Origin of the sequence: Rossellomorea sp. y25, from assembly GCF_038049935.1 — a bacterium.
GTDB lineage: Bacteria > Bacillota > Bacilli > Bacillales > Bacillaceae_B > Rossellomorea.
Window position 1 is genome coordinate 3,733,506 of the sequence record NZ_CP145886.1, and the last position, 14,797, is coordinate 3,748,302.

The following is a 14,797-nucleotide window of genomic DNA, read 5'->3' on the forward strand; positions in this document are numbered from 1 at the left end:
TTTTTTTAACCACAGTTCTCACCAGCTTATAATTCCCTAATTATGGGTCAGCAAACCAAAAAGAGGGACGGACCTTCACGTGGTCGGTCCCTCCCCATTAAGACCAGTAAAATCGGATTCGGTTCCTTACGTGAATGGGTGATCATTAACGATGAGGCGTTGTTTGGGTCAGAAGAGTAATGATTATATCGTGAAAATAGACGGATGGAATGCAAACGGCATGAAAAATAAGGGAGTAATTTGAGTAAGAATCTTAAATCCGGCCGAAACGGAATCGAATCCGGCCGTTTTGTTGAAAAATCCGGCCGAAATGGTTCAGAATCCAGCCGTTTCACCCCTTAATCCAGCCGAAATCACAAAAAATCCAGCCGATTAGCTATATTTTCCAACTCTCACGCAAGAAGAGGGACGGACCTTGTTCACCAAGGTCCGTCCCTCCCAATACTTATTATAGTGATGCTCTCAGAATCGCAAGAACGTCGTCTTTATTCAGTTTATTGAAGTTACCGAATTCGCCGTTCACCATCGCTTTGTCTGCCATCAATTCAAGTTGACTGTCGTCGATATCATAGTCTGCCAAGCGGGACGGGGCACCGATGCTCGTCCAGAATTCACGAAGCTTTTCGATTCCTTCCAGTGCCACTTCCTCTTCTGACTTACCGGCAGGATCGACATTGAATACTCGTTCTGCCAGTTGAGCAAATCGTGCAGGATTCACTTTCAGGTTATGCTTCATCCAGTTAGGGAATAGAATCGCGAGTCCACCTGCATGTGGGATGTCGTATACGGCTGACACGGCATGTTCAATGTTATGGCTTGCCCAGTCACCGTTGTAGCCCATTTGCAGCATTCCATTAAGGGCAATTGTTCCAGAGTACAGAATCGTCTCACGAAGCTCATAGTTTTCAAGATCATTGATCAACTTCGGAGCTGTTTCGATAACCGTAGTCAGAACGGATTCACACATACGGTCTTGAAGTGGTGTGTTGGTTGCATTATTGAAATACTGCTCAAACACGTGACTCATCATATCCACCATACCGTAGATTGTATGATCTTTCGGAACTGTGAACGTATTTTCCGGATCCAGGATAGAGAATTGCGGGAACGTCACCGGGCTGCCCCAACCATATTTCTCATTCGTTTCCCAATTCGTGATAACAGATCCTGCATTCATTTCAGAACCGGTCGCTGCAAGAGTCAGGACGGTACCGAATGGAAGAGCTTCTTTCGCAAAAGCTTTCTTGGTTACAAGATCCCATGCATCTCCATCATATTTTGCACCAGCAGCAATTGCTTTTGTACAGTCGATGACACTTCCGCCGCCGACAGCTAATATAAATTCAATATTATTTTCTTTACTTATCTCTACACCTCTTCTGACTGTGGAAAGGCGTGGATTCGGTTCTACTCCGGAAAGCTCGAATACTTCGCTGTCAATATCCTTCAATACAGACATTACCTGATCGTATAACCCATTACGCTTAATGCTTCCGCCACCATACACGACAAGCACTTTTTTACCGTATTGAGGTACCAATTCTTTCAGTTGTTCTACTTGTCCTTTTCCAAAAATCAATTTGGTTGGATTGTAAAAAGTAAAGTCATTCATTTGTTGTTACCTCCTTGTATTTTATAAGGGCCGAACTATTTCGTTACCCAAAATGTCTTCAACACATTTCCTATTATCGAATATATCATCCCCAAAATGCAAAGAACTTGCACATGGAAATTTTGTTGCAGTCAATCTGAATAGGAATAATTGCAATGGGAAACTTATAAATGAGCCATTCAAATAAGGAGGAAAACAACATGAGTGCAATTCAACGCATTGCTTTGGTTCTTACCATCATTGGTGCTGTGAACTGGGGACTTATAGGCTTCTTTCAATTCGATCTTGTTGCAGCCATCTTTGGTGGTCAAGATGCCGCTCTATCCCGTATCATTTACGGCTTAGTTGGTATTGCTGGTCTAATTAACCTTGGACTATTATTCAAACCAACGGAAGAGCTTGAAAGAGAACCTCATACTGAACCAACAAGATAAATGATGCTCAAACAGCATCAAAATTAACGAGGATTACACTTTGATCCTTCGCTTAACAGTTCAAAAAGGTGACCCATTCTTTGGGTCACCTTTCTTATTTCAGTAACTTCTTAATGATCTGCATGCCAAATCTTCCACTTGGATAACGGAAGCTTAAGTCGAACTTCGTCGTCTGCTTTAAGATGCTTTTATAATGTGAGAAAGTTGAGAAGCTTGATTCCCCGTGATAATTCCCAATCCCACTCTCACCTACTCCTCCGAAAGGAAGATATGGTGTAACGATGTGCATGAGTGTATCATTCACACAACCGCCGCCGTAGGAAATTGATCCGTTAATTCGCTCTTCGGTGACTGGATTGCTCGTGAACAAATATAGAGCCAGGGGTTTCGGTCGCTCTGTCACAAATTCAATGACTTCATCAAGCTCCTCATATTCTATGACTGGGAAAATAGGGCCGAATATTTCATCCTGCATCACCGGTACAGTAAAATCTCTCGGCTTCATTAAAGTGGGTTCAATTTTTAAGCTCCCAGCATCTACATTTCCCCCTAAGAGGATTTCTCCATCTTCCAGGTAGCTTGTTAAACGATTGAAATGACGCTCATTGACAATCCGACCAAATTTTTCACTCTTTAATGGTTCTGTTCCATAAAACTCAATAACCGTTGTCTTAAATTCAGTGATAAATTCATCTAGCTTGCTTTTATGAACAAATAAGTAATCAGGTGCAATACACGTTTGCCCGGCATTTGTCACTTTACCGAAGGCGATGCGCTTCGCAGCCAGAGGGATATCCGCCGTTTCATCCACGATACACGGGCTTTTCCCACCCAATTCAAGAGTGACAGGTATCAACTGTTTTGCCGCTGCTTCCATCACCACTTTTCCAACGGGAACGCTTCCCGTAAAGAAAATATAATCAAATGGCTGTTTTAGAAGATGCTGCGTCGTTTCCACTCCACCTTCAATCACGAAAAGCTGTCTTGGGTCAAAATGAGTATTGATCATTTCCGCTAATAATGCCGATGTAGTAGGAGTTAATTCTGACGGTTTAATAATGGCTGTATTCCCCGCTGCAATCGCTCCAATGACAGGGGCTAGTGCAAGCTGGATTGGGTAATTCCATGGTGCGATGATCAGGGTAACCCCGTAAGGCTCCGGCACGGTATAGGCTTTAGAGCCAATATGTGTTTTCGCCGTTTTGACCTTTTTAGGTTCTGCCCATTCGTCGATATTCTTCAGAACAAATCGAATTTCTTCAAGCAGGATGCCGATTTCTGTCGCATACGTTTCCATCTCTGATTTATTTAAATCTCTTTTCAATGCATCGATGATTTCTGCTTCATGATTTTTTATGACTGCTGAGAATTTCTCTAACAAGTCTTTTCTATATTGAATTGGCCGGGTAACCCCTGACTTGAAAAATCGCTTATGCTTTTGAAGTGCTGATTCAACCGTTTCAAGAGAAGCTTCCTCGATAATCATTTCAGTTGACACATGAATCCCTCCGAATCTTTAATGTTTAATAGTTTAAACATAAGAACATTAATATCGTACGACGACTTATGCTTATTGTCAATTTTAATGATTTTACCCAGAATCGATGCTCTCTAATCATTTTGATACAAATAGAAAATTCCTTTACAAACCGAAAAAAAAACGCATCCCCAATAAATTGAGAACACGTTCTTTATTTTATGCGATCGTTACACCCAACCTCTGAATCTGGAGGCTTCAGCCATTTTGCGTGCGCCGACCATGTATGCGGCGAGTCGCATATTCACTCGACGATTCTGAGATGTTTCGTATACATTGTTGAAAGCTTCGACAAGTTTAGCATGAAGCTTCTCGTTTACTTCTTCTTCCGTCCAATAATACCCTTGGTTGTTCTGAACCCATTCGAAGTATGAAACCGTAACTCCACCCGCACTTGCAAGTACGTCCGGTACAAGCAGGATTCCTCTTTCAGAAAGAATTCGAGTTGCTTCAAAGGTAGTCGGACCGTTTGCAGCTTCTACCACAATGGATGCTTTAATATCATAGACATTCTCTTCAGTGATTTGGTTTGAAATCGCTGCTGGAACAAGGATGTCACACTCAAGCTCCAATAATTCTTTATTTGAAATCGTGTTTTCAAATAGAGTCGTTACTGTACCGAAGCTATCGCGACGATCTAATAGATAATCAATATCCAAACCTGCCGGGTCATGAAGGGCACCATGGGCATCTGAAATGGCGATGACCTTCGCACCCGCATCGTGCATGAACTTCGCCAAGAAACTTCCTGCGTTTCCAAAACCTTGGATCACGACGCGTGCACCTTTGATGTCGATGCCACGTTTCTTTGCAGCTTGGTCAATACAGATTGTAACACCTTGAGCCGTTGCCTTTTCACGACCTTGGGAACCACCAAGAACAATCGGTTTTCCTGTAATGAATCCTGGTGAGTCATTTTCACGAAGACGGCTGTATTCATCCATCATCCAAGCCATGATTTGTGAGTTTGTGTACACATCAGGTGCTGGAATATCCTTTGTAGGACCCACAATCTGACTGATGGCACGAACATAACCGCGGCTTAGCTTTTCAAGTTCAGTGAAAGACATCGTTCTTGGATCACAGATGATCCCGCCTTTTCCTCCACCGTATGGTAAATCAACAATTCCGCATTTCAAGCTCATCCACATGGATAAGGCCTTTACTTCCTCTTCATCTACTTCAGGATGGAATCGTACCCCGCCCTTGGTAGGTCCGACTGCATCGTTATGTTGTGCACGGTAGCCAGTGAATACCTTGATACTGCCATCGTCCATTCGAACCGGGATTCGAACGGTCAACATACGAATCGGCTCTTTCAGAAGTTCATACATTTCTTCCGTATATCCTAGCTTAGATAAAGCATCATTGATGACATGCTGTGTAGAAGTAAACAGATTAAGGTTTTCTCCCATTGTAAACATTCGCCTCTTTATTATGTGATCTGAAACGTTGTAATTGTAACATATTACCGTATCTTAAACCATTGACTTGGTAAAGAAATAATTTTTATTTTCACGCCTTATTACGCTCAGTCTAAGAAAAAAATCTTCTTGCTAAATGGTTATTCACCCTTGGGATTAAGATAATACTTTTTTGATTCTTTCGATTGCCCAATCCAGGTCTTCTTGTGAGATGACAAGTGGTGGAGCAAAACGAATGACTGTATCATGTGTCTCTTTACAAAGCAGTCCTTCTTCTTTCAGCTGTTCACAGTATTTACGGGCTGGTTCGTTAAGTTCCACTCCAATAAATAAACCACTACCACGAACTTCCTTAATCATAGGATTATCTATCTCACGAAGTTTACTCATAAAGTATTCTCCCATTTGAAGAGAACGCTCTGCCAGATTCTCATCGATCAGTACATCCAGGGATGCTACAGAAACCGCACATGCCATTGGATTTCCTCCAAAAGTAGAACCATGGGAGCCTGGGTTGAATACACCTAACACTTCTTCATTGGCAACAACACAAGAAATCGGGAATACCCCTCCACCAAGTGCTTTTCCAAGGATGTACATATCAGGGTCAACATCTTCCCACTCACACGCAAACATTTTACCAGAGCGTGCTAGACCTGCCTGAATTTCATCTGCAATGAATAGGACGTTGTTTTCTTTACATAATTCATATGCTGCTTTCATGAAGCCTTTAGGAGGGAATACAATCCCTGCTTCTCCTTGGATAGGTTCGATTAGGAAAGCTGCTGTATTTGGTGTAATGGCGGATTTCAATGCTTCCAAGTCACCGTAAGGAATCAAGTTGATTCCCGGAAGCATCGGACCGAAGCCACGCTTGTATTCTTCTTCTGAAGAGAGGGAAACAGCTGTCATCGTTCTTCCGTGGAAGTTCCCGTTACATGCGATGATTTCCGCACTGTTTTCGGCTACACCCTTCACATCATATGCCCAGCGGCGAGCTGTCTTGATCGCTGTTTCCACTGCTTCAGCACCAGTGTTCATTGGAAGAGCCATGTCTTTACCGGTCATCTTACAAATCTTCTCGTACCAAGGAGCCAATTGATCGTTGTGGAAAGCACGTGAAGTCAATGTCACACGATCTGCTTGATCTTTTAATGCCTGTATGATCTTTGGATGACGATGTCCCTGATTTACAGCTGAATAGGCGCTAAGCATATCCATATACTTATTCCCTTCAGGATCCTTAACCCATACACCCTCTGCTTCTGAAATAACGATTGGTAGGGGATGATAATTTTTCGCACCATACTTTTCCGTTTGTTCGATAATCGAATGAGTACTTACTGCCATGAAAGTTCCTCCTTGTTTAAAACATTCTATTTTTAAAGGCTTATGACGAGGTTAGTTAACATATATGCAAAAAAAGTTTGCATTTAGAAAACCCTTACACTTATAATAATGCAAAAGATAGTTGCATTTTTCAAGAGTTTTTTAAAATTTTTTATAAATCCGCTCTTTTTGCCAATTTAATTGCTTAACAGTCATCAATTCAGTAACGGACGGAAGGAAAATTTGCGCAAATAGATGCTTGATAGACGATACGTTTTGCAGTAAGACCTAATGAAAAAGAAGAGGAGAGAGACAGCATGCTGGAATCAGAAAAACGTTTGTATATGTACGAAAAAGTCGCTGAACATCTCGAATCAGGCATACATGTCATCGATTCTACCGGAAGAACCATCATCTACAATCGAAAAATGCGCGAAATCGAAGGGATGGAAATTGAAGACGTCCTGGATAAAAATTTGCTGGATGTTTTCCAATTTCACTCTGAAGAAGAAAGTACCCTTCTTAAAGTTCTGAACACAAAGGAACCAACCCTTAATGTGAAACAAACTTATTTTAATATGAACGGAATCGAAATCACGACGATGAACGACACCTTTCCGATCTTTCACGATGAAGTGCTAATTGGGGCGATTGAAATTGCCAGAGACATCACGAAACTCGAAAAGGTGATGAGAGATCATATAAATAAGCGTCCGAGCAGTTTATTTACCTTTGACAGCATCATCGGTAAACATCACCGACTGCAGGACGCCGTCGAAACCGGAAAGCGGGCGACAAGGACGTCTTCCCCTGTGTTGATATGTGGTGAAATCGGTACCGGAAAGGAGCTTTTTGCACAAAGCATCCACAACGACAGCGCCCGTGCCAATCGCCCTTTCATCACCCAGAATTGCTCGTCACTACATGATGATAAGCTAGAAGAAATCCTGTTTCACGAGGAGCGAAAGGACAGCAATCCGGAAGAACACCGCCCCTCCCTCTTCCAACAAGCACAGGGAGGCACACTGCTACTGGACGAAATTAACTCATTACCCCTTTCCCTTCAAGAGAAGCTGCTAAACTTCTTTTCCCAAGGGACGGACCTTCCATATGATGTGCGGGTGATGGCGACTGTGAACGAGGATCCCATCGACGCAATTGCAGAAGGGCGGTTATTAAAGGACCTCTATTACAGGCTGAGCATTGTTTCAATCTTTATCCCCTCTCTCCGCTCGAGAAAAGAAGATTTACCGGAGATTGTGAACTATTTCATTGACCAGTTCAACCACCATTTCGCTATGGGTATTAAAGGGATTTCGGATGAAGTGAGTGAAATTTTCCACCAGTATGACTGGCCAGGCAATGTGAGGGAGCTTGAGCATGTCATTGAAGGAGCATTTAGCTTGGTGGGGTTTGAAGAAGAGATTGGCTTCAATCATCTTCCATTCGGATTCAGGCAGAGGATTCATCATACTTCGACAGGAGAAAATAGTCAGGATGAATCGGAGTTTCTTTACCAATCTGGAACCGAAATCAAGCCGTTGGAAATTTTCATGGAAGAAGCTGAAACCTATTATATTCAAAAAGCGTTGAAATACCATGACTTTAATATCACTAAAACAGCGAAATCCCTTGGTATGAGCAGGCAGAATCTGCAGTATCGGATACGGAAGTATAGGATTGAGCGGAATGCGTTTTAATGTTGGTATTTGGCCACTTTCCTTTTAGGGGAGTGGCTTTTTTGGTGGCGCGGTGATGCTGTTTGTCGCGTTGCTTACATCTCCCCAACAATAGAAAAAAGAGCACCAGCCCTTTCATCAGCACACCTTCACCGATAAAAAGACCAGTACTCATCCATATTTATTTCACATGCTGCAAATATGGCGTCAGATCCAATCCGATACTCTTCGCCAAATCCTTCCCAAGCCCCTCATCCGCCCGGAAGAAATTGCACACTGCACGCAGGGCAATTCTTTCGTTGATTCCTGATAATTCACTTGAAATATTCTTCACGACTTGCTTCTTCACTTCTTCGGGATAGCTTCTGTAAATGTGACCGACCTGACCAAAATCGTCCGTTTTCTGGATCTTCTGTCTTCCTGTTTCTCCTGCCATCGGCTGATGAACCTCTGTATACCCTGACACTTCTTTCGGCGTATCATTAAAGCTGTTCGGCTCATAATTTATCGGACTCGTTTGCTGCTTGAACGACATTTGTCCGTCCCTCTGATTATTGGCCACTTGAGCAAATGGGCAGTTGATCGGGAGCTGCAGGTAGTTTGCACCGATTCGGTAACGCTGTGTATCTGAATAAGAGAATAGTCTTCCTTGCAGCAACTTGTCTTCTGACGGAAGCATCCCGTTTACTAGCACTCCTGGGTTAAAACCCACTGATTCTGTCTCAGCAAAAATATTTTCAGGATTTCTATTTAAAATCATGGTTCCGACAAAATGAGATGGAATGTCACCTTCTGACCAATCCTTCGTTGCGTCAAGAGGATCGAAATCAAAGGCATCCATATCCATTGGGTCCAGCACCTGCACATACAGGTCCCATTCCGGGAAATCCCCTTTTTCAATCGATTCGTATAGATCACGGCTTGCATGATTAAAATCTTTCCCTTGAACTTCAGCTGCTTTTTCTGTTGTTAAATTTTCAATGCCTTGCTTTGGTTTCCAGCTTAGCTTCACATAAACAGTATTCTCGGCAGCATTCACCCATTTATATGCATGCACACTTGACCCTCGCATTTGTCTATAATTAGCAGGAATCCCTTCATCTGTGTAGAGATGCAGCAGCATGTTGGTTGATTCAGGAGTTAATGACATGAAATCCCAATATCTCTCAGGTTCTTGGATATTCGTTTGTGGATTAGGTTTTAAAGAATGGACCATATCCGGAAACTTCATGGCATCACGAATGAAAAAAACAGGCAGGTTGTTCCCCACAAAATCCCAGTTCCCTTCTTCAGTATAGAATTTGACGGCAAATCCACGGGGATCGCGCAGGGTCTCCGGTGAATGCTGGCCATGGACGACGGTGGAAAAACGGGCAAATACAGGTGTTTCTTTGCCAGTTTCCTGAAAAAGTGCAGCTTTCGTATATTTTTTCATGCTGTTTTTTGTAATGAATACACCATGCGCTCCCGCTCCTCTGGCGTGAACGACTCTTTCAGGAACTCGCTCACGATCGAAATGAGCCAGCTTCTCAATTAGTTGATAATCTTCAAGCAGCGCAGGTCCTCTTTCCCCAGCTGTCAATGAGTTCTGGTTATCGCCGATCGGGGCACCTTGATTCGTTGTTAGTTTTCTATTATCCACTTCAGACACTCCTTTAGATTATAATAATTATTAAGTAATTATAGTTTTATTTTAACTATTTGAGAACGAAAGTCAATTACAAATTATAATCATTCTAAAATTGTAATCGTTAAAATTAGTAAAGTCAGCATACGATAGGCATACCCACACAATCAATCGCTCTAAAGACAATAAAAAAGAGACAACCTATAAAAAAGTTGTCTCTAGAAATTATTATTGAGAGTAGAAGGGTAGAACCATAAGATTCACATTTATGCTTTGATCAGTTTGGAATCCGTAATAAAGCGTACGCCTTCCATTGATTCCAAAGAGAACACTCCTCCCCTTCCTTCCTTTACATCCAATATGATCCGGAAATGCTTCCAATACTCATATTGTTGTTCGTTCATATAAAAAGGACAGTCGGCTACAGTACCTACTAATACATCACTGTCACCAATGATCAGATCATCTTGACTTAAACACATAGGAGAACTGCCATCACAACATCCTCCAGACTGATGAAACAGGAGGGCCCCATGCTTGCCTTTTAACGTTTCAATCAGCTGAAGGGCTTGTTCAGTTGCCTCTAGTCGCTGTTCCATTTTAGAAGAATCCTAACGCTTTAGGGCTATAGCTAACTAGTAAATTCTTCGTTTGTTGATAGTGTGATAGCATCATTTTATGATTTTCACGACCGATACCGGACATTTTGTATCCACCGAATGCCGCATGTGCCGGGTATTGGTGATAGCAGTTCGTCCATACGCGTCCTGCTTGAACCTCTCTACCGAAACGGTAAGCCGTGTTCATATCACGTGTCCATACACCTGCTCCAAGTCCGTAAAGAGTATCATTGGCGATTTCAAGGGCTTCTTCTTTCGTTTTGAACGTTGTAACGGAAACAACAGGGCCAAAGATTTCTTCCTGGAAAATACGCATTTTGTTGTTGCCTTTGAAGACCGTCGGCTTCACATAGAAACCTGCCTCCTGATCTCCATCCAGTGTATTTTGCTCACCACCGATGAGCAATTCCGCTCCTTCTTCTTTCCCAATCTCAATATAAGATAGAATCTTATCCAATTGCTCTTGAGAAGCTTGAGCACCCAGCATTGTATCTGAATCCAACGGGTTCCCCTGCTTGATTTGTTTCACGCGTTCGATTGCACGCTCCATGAACTTATCGTAGATCGATTCCTGGATCAGCGCCCTTGAAGGACATGTACACACTTCTCCTTGATTAAGTGCAAACATCACGAAACCTTCGACTGCTTTATCAAGGAAATCATCATCCTGATCCATTACATCTTCAAAGAAGATATTAGGTGATTTTCCACCAAGTTCTAACGTAACAGGGATAATGTTTTGAGATGCATATTGCATGATCAGTCGGCCAGTTGTCGTTTCACCTGTGAAGGCTACCTTACCAACACGCTTACTTTGCGCAAGGGGTTTCCCTGCTTCCACTCCAAACCCTTGAACAACATTCAGTACACCTTTAGGCAGCAAATCTTCAATCAGTTCAACCAGAACCATGATGGAAGCAGGTGTCTGCTCAGCCGGCTTCAATACGACACAGTTACCTGCAGCCAGGGCAGGGGCAATCTTCCATACACCCATCAGAATCGGGAAGTTCCAAGGAATGATTTGGGCTACAACCCCGATTGGCTCATGGAAATGATATGAAACCGTATCATTATCGATCTCACCAAGAGATCCTTCCTGGCCTCTGATACATCCGGCGAAATAACGGAAGTGGTCAATCGCAAGGGGTAAGTCTGCCGCTAATGTTTCACGAACCGGCTTACCATTATCCCACGTTTCGGCTACAGCAAGCATTTCTAAATTTTCTTCCATACGATCTGCGATTTTATTTAAGATGATGGATCTTTCCGTAACAGAAGTTTTGCCCCAGGCGTCTTTCGCTGCATGTGCTGCATCTAATGCCTTTTCGATATCCTCTTTGTTTGAACGGGCAATTTTCGTGAAAACTTTCCCCGTAACAGGTGATACATTTTCAAAGTATTCTCCACTTGCTGGCGGCACATATTCTCCACCAATAAAGTTCTCATACTTGTCTTTAAATTGTACCAGTGACCCTTCAGTGTTCGGATTATTATAAAGCATCTAAGATCCTCCTGTATATATGTATTTTCGTTAAATTAAGCGCTTTCATTTCTCATTATAGGCCATTAAGGAGGTACGGACAAGTGTATTGTTCAAAAATTCATTATTTTTCGTTAATTTATGATGGATTATTCCACGAACGGCCAAACCTTCTTCAAAAAAAATAAGTTGATTCTCATCAAGAGAATCAACGATATATTTACTGACTAATTGGCTTTACTATATACTTTCGAGTTCAGAATATTCTCATCCGACATTAAATATCCATGATTTTTCTTTAAAGCGTCTTCCAGTTGATCTGGCATTTTCTTTGAATCATACGCACAGACAACGGTCAGATTGTACTCGTGTACAACGCGATCCGTTTCTGTTTCAAACCATTCAATAATGGACGTTGGCTCTTCTAATGTGCCCCACTCCACATTTGTCCACGAGCGAAAAGAAATATCGTTCTCTAAGTAGGGGGTAATGGCTTTTGTTAATTGTTCATAAATGGCTGGAGGATGGTAACTTCCACTAGATTGATAAAAATCAAAGTTACTGATAACCTGAATCCTCTCCAATTGGCTGCTTGTTAATTGGGTTTTTAACCGTTTGAGCAACACATTCAGATTCCTTTCGTTCTCAATCAGAACGACGGAATCCCCAGTTTCGATCCCCTCAAGAATATAGGCTACGGCGTTTTCTAAATATTTATTTCGATCCTGATAGGCATAAAGGACATGAGTGCATTGATTTCCAGCTAAAAGATTCCCTATTTCCTCTTTCATATTCTCCCTCTCCCCATCAATTTTTTCTATTTATATCTATCAATTCTCTAAAAAAGAGCAATATCCCTCTTTTTCAAAGGATATTCCGGTACCTCCAGGGATATAAAACAAATCTATAAAAAAGACCGCCCTCCAAGAAAGGCAGTCTACTTAAAAATTGTATTATTTCTTGATTAGATCTTCACGTTCTGATTGTTCGATCCACTCTTCAAGCTTGTCTTTAAGAGTGTTGAAGCCAGCTGGTGTTGTTTCTTCGTTTGCTTGCTTTACACTTCCTTGACCTTGACGGCGAGGTTTTTTCGCTGCTGCAGGTTTTGCTTGTGGTGCTGCAGGAGCTTCTTCTGTAGCACGGATAGAAAGGCTGATTTTACCAGCTTTTTCGTCCACTGATAATACTTTAACCTTTACTTCGTCGCCTACTGAAAGGTGCTCGCTAACGTCTTTAACAAAGCCGTGAGTGATTTCAGAGATATGAACTAATCCTTGTGTTTCTTCATCAAGTGCAACGAACGCACCGTATGGTTGAATGCCTGTAACTTTACCTGTTACAACAGTTCCTGTTTCGAATTTTGTAGTCATGGTAACACTCCTAGTATATATATTATTTTTCGTCTTTACACGCAATTGTAGATTATATCATAGAATCCGTGATTCGGCAAAAGTTTATTCTATAAGACCTCTGCAACTAACCCCATTTTCATTGATTTATTCACCTATAATTGCTTTCTCACTAGTTATGCTTCCCAATTTTTAAAATTATTAAAACAGTGTAACTTAGCGCTCTTTATTTAGTTCTTCTGTCTCTGAAGACAAAATGACCGGTGTCGTCTGAACCCAACGATCTGGCTTAACGAAATTTACACGTCTTAACTCTTCGTATACTTCTTTCAGATGAAGGGATGTTGTGTACTCTGGATACTCTTTCAGTATATATCGGTAGGTTTCTTCAACTTGTGATTTCATTTCATCACTTTCATCAAAGATGGGCTGATACACATTTCCATCTGTAAAGTTTTGATAGAGAAGATCGTATTCAAGCTTCACTTCCACCCTGAACCTTGAATTTTCCGGCAATTCCTTTAACATCTTTTCGTAGTCCATCAAGCGATCAGCTGCTTCTTTCCATGTCCCTGTAAATTCACCTGCTTTAATGACTGGATCAAAACGGGTAATCATATACAATTCATACCCTTCCGGTAAGGCTTCACGACTTGTGATCATCCTGTAGTACTCCACATCCAATGTAGTTTCAAGCCGGTCCGTCTCACTGTTATACGATAGCTTAACTGCATTATTGAATATTCCATCCCGCAATAACCATAGTTTGGGGGGATAGTCGTTATTCATATGATTGAACTCCTTTATATTCAATTCTCCGTTCTCAACATAAGGCTTCCAATATTCACCATACTTATTCAACTCGTCCTCATATAGAGGGAGGATATCTTGTTCCTTTTTAATAAAATCATCAACCCATACTTCTGCTTCTTCCATCGTTAAAGGAGCTTTCAGATTTTTCATCATCACATCAGGAGTAGCCAATATCTGAGTCAACTCGTCACTCGCTCTCTGGATCCACTCCACTTTTCTTTCATTTGAGAAGTCCCGCTTTGGAATGGACTCGATATATGTGAGTTGCCTCCCTGCATCCCGTGCGATCACAGTCGAATTAAATATGCCTTCCGTAAACCCGAGCCGCTCCATTGCTTGAATTTTCCTTACATCATATTGAGCTTTCGCATTTTCTATCTCCCTTTGAAGTCGTTGGTCTGACTCACCGGCAAAATCAGCTTGATTCCCATTCTGTCTTCCCGGTACATCCATCGTAAGCTGCAGGATGAGAACCGCACCGATCAGAAGGACACCAATGAAACTTGCGACGTATGGCCAATGAATAAGTGTTCGCTTCTTTTGGGATTTCCCTTCTTGTTTTATGGCTTGTATGATGTCTGAGGGATTAGTCTGATCCGGAATTTTCTTATACGATTGATTCAATAATTCCATGCGTTTTTCAAGCATCTTGTCATCCATTCAATCTCCCCTCCCTTTTTCCAGCCTCTTCCAGTTCTTTTTTCAAGAGGTTTTTCCCTCTTAAAAGTCTTGTTTTGACAGTAGATAAATTGATTGACAGTATTTCAGCCATTTCTTCATACTTCTTTTCATGAAAATAGTAAAGGATGATCGGTATTTGATATTTATCATCCAGCATTTGGATGTTTCATTTATGTAACGACTACAAAGTGGATTTTGTTTCATTTATTTAC

Annotated in this window: 13 protein-coding genes; 2 read left to right on the forward strand and 11 right to left on the reverse strand. The window is 41.7% G+C overall.

The window, feature by feature from the left end:
- Positions 1-448: 448 nt before the first annotated feature.
- A complete protein-coding gene (locus AAEM60_RS18855) occupies positions 449-1,612 on the reverse strand; it encodes an iron-containing alcohol dehydrogenase (RefSeq protein ID WP_341356871.1) in 1,164 nt (387 codons plus the stop codon).
- Positions 1,613-1,812: 200 nt separating this feature from the next.
- On the opposite strand from AAEM60_RS18855, the gene AAEM60_RS18860 reads away from it, so the two are divergent.
- Positions 1,813-2,046: a DUF378 domain-containing protein gene (locus tag AAEM60_RS18860; protein WP_044338099.1), complete on the forward strand. Its 234-nt coding sequence runs from the start codon at positions 1,813-1,815 to the stop codon at positions 2,044-2,046.
- A 94-nt stretch (positions 2,047-2,140) separates the two neighbouring features.
- On the opposite strand, the gene AAEM60_RS18865 is transcribed toward AAEM60_RS18860, so the two are convergent.
- From AAEM60_RS18865 to AAEM60_RS18875, 3 genes are all read right to left on the reverse strand, one after another.
- A complete protein-coding gene (locus AAEM60_RS18865) occupies positions 2,141-3,532 on the reverse strand; it encodes an aldehyde dehydrogenase (RefSeq protein ID WP_299744037.1) in 1,392 nt (463 codons plus the stop codon).
- 221 nt (positions 3,533-3,753) lie between these two features.
- Positions 3,754-4,998 carry a Glu/Leu/Phe/Val dehydrogenase gene (locus tag AAEM60_RS18870; RefSeq protein WP_148970825.1) on the reverse strand — a complete coding sequence of 415 codons (1,245 nt, stop codon included), beginning with the start codon at positions 4,996-4,998 and terminating at the stop codon, positions 3,754-3,756.
- 165 nt (positions 4,999-5,163) lie between these two features.
- On the reverse strand, positions 5,164-6,357 hold the full coding sequence (locus AAEM60_RS18875; RefSeq protein WP_299743872.1) for an ornithine--oxo-acid transaminase: 1,194 nt from the start codon (positions 6,355-6,357) through the stop codon (positions 5,164-5,166).
- Positions 6,358-6,653: 296 nt separating this feature from the next.
- Between AAEM60_RS18875 and AAEM60_RS18880 the strand changes: the two genes are divergently transcribed.
- Positions 6,654-8,036, forward strand: a complete 1,383-nt coding sequence (locus AAEM60_RS18880) for a sigma 54-interacting transcriptional regulator (protein ID WP_341356872.1) — start codon at positions 6,654-6,656, stop codon at positions 8,034-8,036.
- Between the two features lie 160 nt (positions 8,037-8,196).
- Here the strand turns inward: AAEM60_RS18880 and AAEM60_RS18885 are convergent, their stop codons facing one another.
- The 7 genes from AAEM60_RS18885 to AAEM60_RS18915 all read right to left on the reverse strand — a co-directional run bounded on the left by AAEM60_RS18885 (position 8,197) and on the right by AAEM60_RS18915 (position 14,742).
- The gene (locus AAEM60_RS18885) at positions 8,197-9,657 is read right to left on the reverse strand and encodes a catalase (protein WP_341356873.1); all 1,461 of its coding nucleotides are present in this window, start codon (positions 9,655-9,657) and stop codon (positions 8,197-8,199) included.
- 251 nt (positions 9,658-9,908) lie between these two features.
- Entirely contained in the window at positions 9,909-10,241 is a 333-nt protein-coding gene (locus AAEM60_RS18890) for a DUF779 domain-containing protein (protein WP_341356874.1), read from the reverse strand.
- A gap of 1 nt (position 10,242) precedes the next feature.
- Positions 10,243-11,763: an aldehyde dehydrogenase gene (gene adh / locus AAEM60_RS18895; RefSeq protein ID WP_299743859.1), complete on the reverse strand. Its 1,521-nt coding sequence runs from the start codon at positions 11,761-11,763 to the stop codon at positions 10,243-10,245.
- Positions 11,764-11,969: 206 nt separating this feature from the next.
- Positions 11,970-12,533, reverse strand: a complete 564-nt coding sequence (locus AAEM60_RS18900; protein ID WP_299743856.1) for an MEDS domain-containing protein — start codon at positions 12,531-12,533, stop codon at positions 11,970-11,972.
- A 162-nt stretch (positions 12,534-12,695) separates the two neighbouring features.
- Entirely contained in the window at positions 12,696-13,112 is a 417-nt protein-coding gene (yugI, locus tag AAEM60_RS18905) for a S1 domain-containing post-transcriptional regulator GSP13 (protein WP_299743853.1), read from the reverse strand.
- A gap of 195 nt (positions 13,113-13,307) precedes the next feature.
- The gene (locus tag AAEM60_RS18910) at positions 13,308-14,564 is read right to left on the reverse strand and encodes a hypothetical protein (RefSeq protein WP_341356875.1); all 1,257 of its coding nucleotides are present in this window, start codon (positions 14,562-14,564) and stop codon (positions 13,308-13,310) included.
- Positions 14,557-14,742: a sigma factor-like helix-turn-helix DNA-binding protein gene (locus tag AAEM60_RS18915; protein ID WP_341356876.1), complete on the reverse strand. Its 186-nt coding sequence runs from the start codon at positions 14,740-14,742 to the stop codon at positions 14,557-14,559. Before AAEM60_RS18915 ends, AAEM60_RS18910 begins: the two co-directional genes overlap by 8 nt.
- Positions 14,743-14,797 lie beyond the last annotated feature (55 nt).

Excerpts from the sequence above, each read along its gene's own strand:
- AAEM60_RS18865 (WP_299744037.1), bottom strand. The coding sequence starts at position 3,532 with ATGATTATCGAGGAAGCTTCTCTTGAAACGGTTGAATCAGCACTTCAA.
- AAEM60_RS18900 (WP_299743856.1), bottom strand. The coding sequence starts at position 12,533 with ATGAAAGAGGAAATAGGGAATCTTTTAGCTGGAAATCAATGCACTCAT.
- AAEM60_RS18855 (WP_341356871.1), bottom strand. The coding sequence starts at position 1,612 with ATGAATGACTTTACTTTTTACAATCCAACCAAATTGATTTTTGGAAAA.
- AAEM60_RS18915 (WP_341356876.1), bottom strand. The coding sequence starts at position 14,742 with ATGCTGGATGATAAATATCAAATACCGATCATCCTTTACTATTTTCAT.
- AAEM60_RS18875 (WP_299743872.1), bottom strand. The coding sequence starts at position 6,357 with ATGGCAGTAAGTACTCATTCGATTATCGAACAAACGGAAAAGTATGGT.
- AAEM60_RS18860 (WP_044338099.1), top strand. The coding sequence starts at position 1,813 with ATGAGTGCAATTCAACGCATTGCTTTGGTTCTTACCATCATTGGTGCT.
- AAEM60_RS18880 (WP_341356872.1), top strand. The coding sequence starts at position 6,654 with ATGCTGGAATCAGAAAAACGTTTGTATATGTACGAAAAAGTCGCTGAA.
- yugI (WP_299743853.1), bottom strand. The coding sequence starts at position 13,112 with ATGACTACAAAATTCGAAACAGGAACTGTTGTAACAGGTAAAGTTACA.
- AAEM60_RS18890 (WP_341356874.1), bottom strand. The coding sequence starts at position 10,241 with ATGGAACAGCGACTAGAGGCAACTGAACAAGCCCTTCAGCTGATTGAA.
- adh (WP_299743859.1), bottom strand. The coding sequence starts at position 11,763 with ATGCTTTATAATAATCCGAACACTGAAGGGTCACTGGTACAATTTAAA.
- AAEM60_RS18910 (WP_341356875.1), bottom strand. The coding sequence starts at position 14,564 with ATGGATGACAAGATGCTTGAAAAACGCATGGAATTATTGAATCAATCG.
- AAEM60_RS18870 (WP_148970825.1), bottom strand. The coding sequence starts at position 4,998 with ATGGGAGAAAACCTTAATCTGTTTACTTCTACACAGCATGTCATCAAT.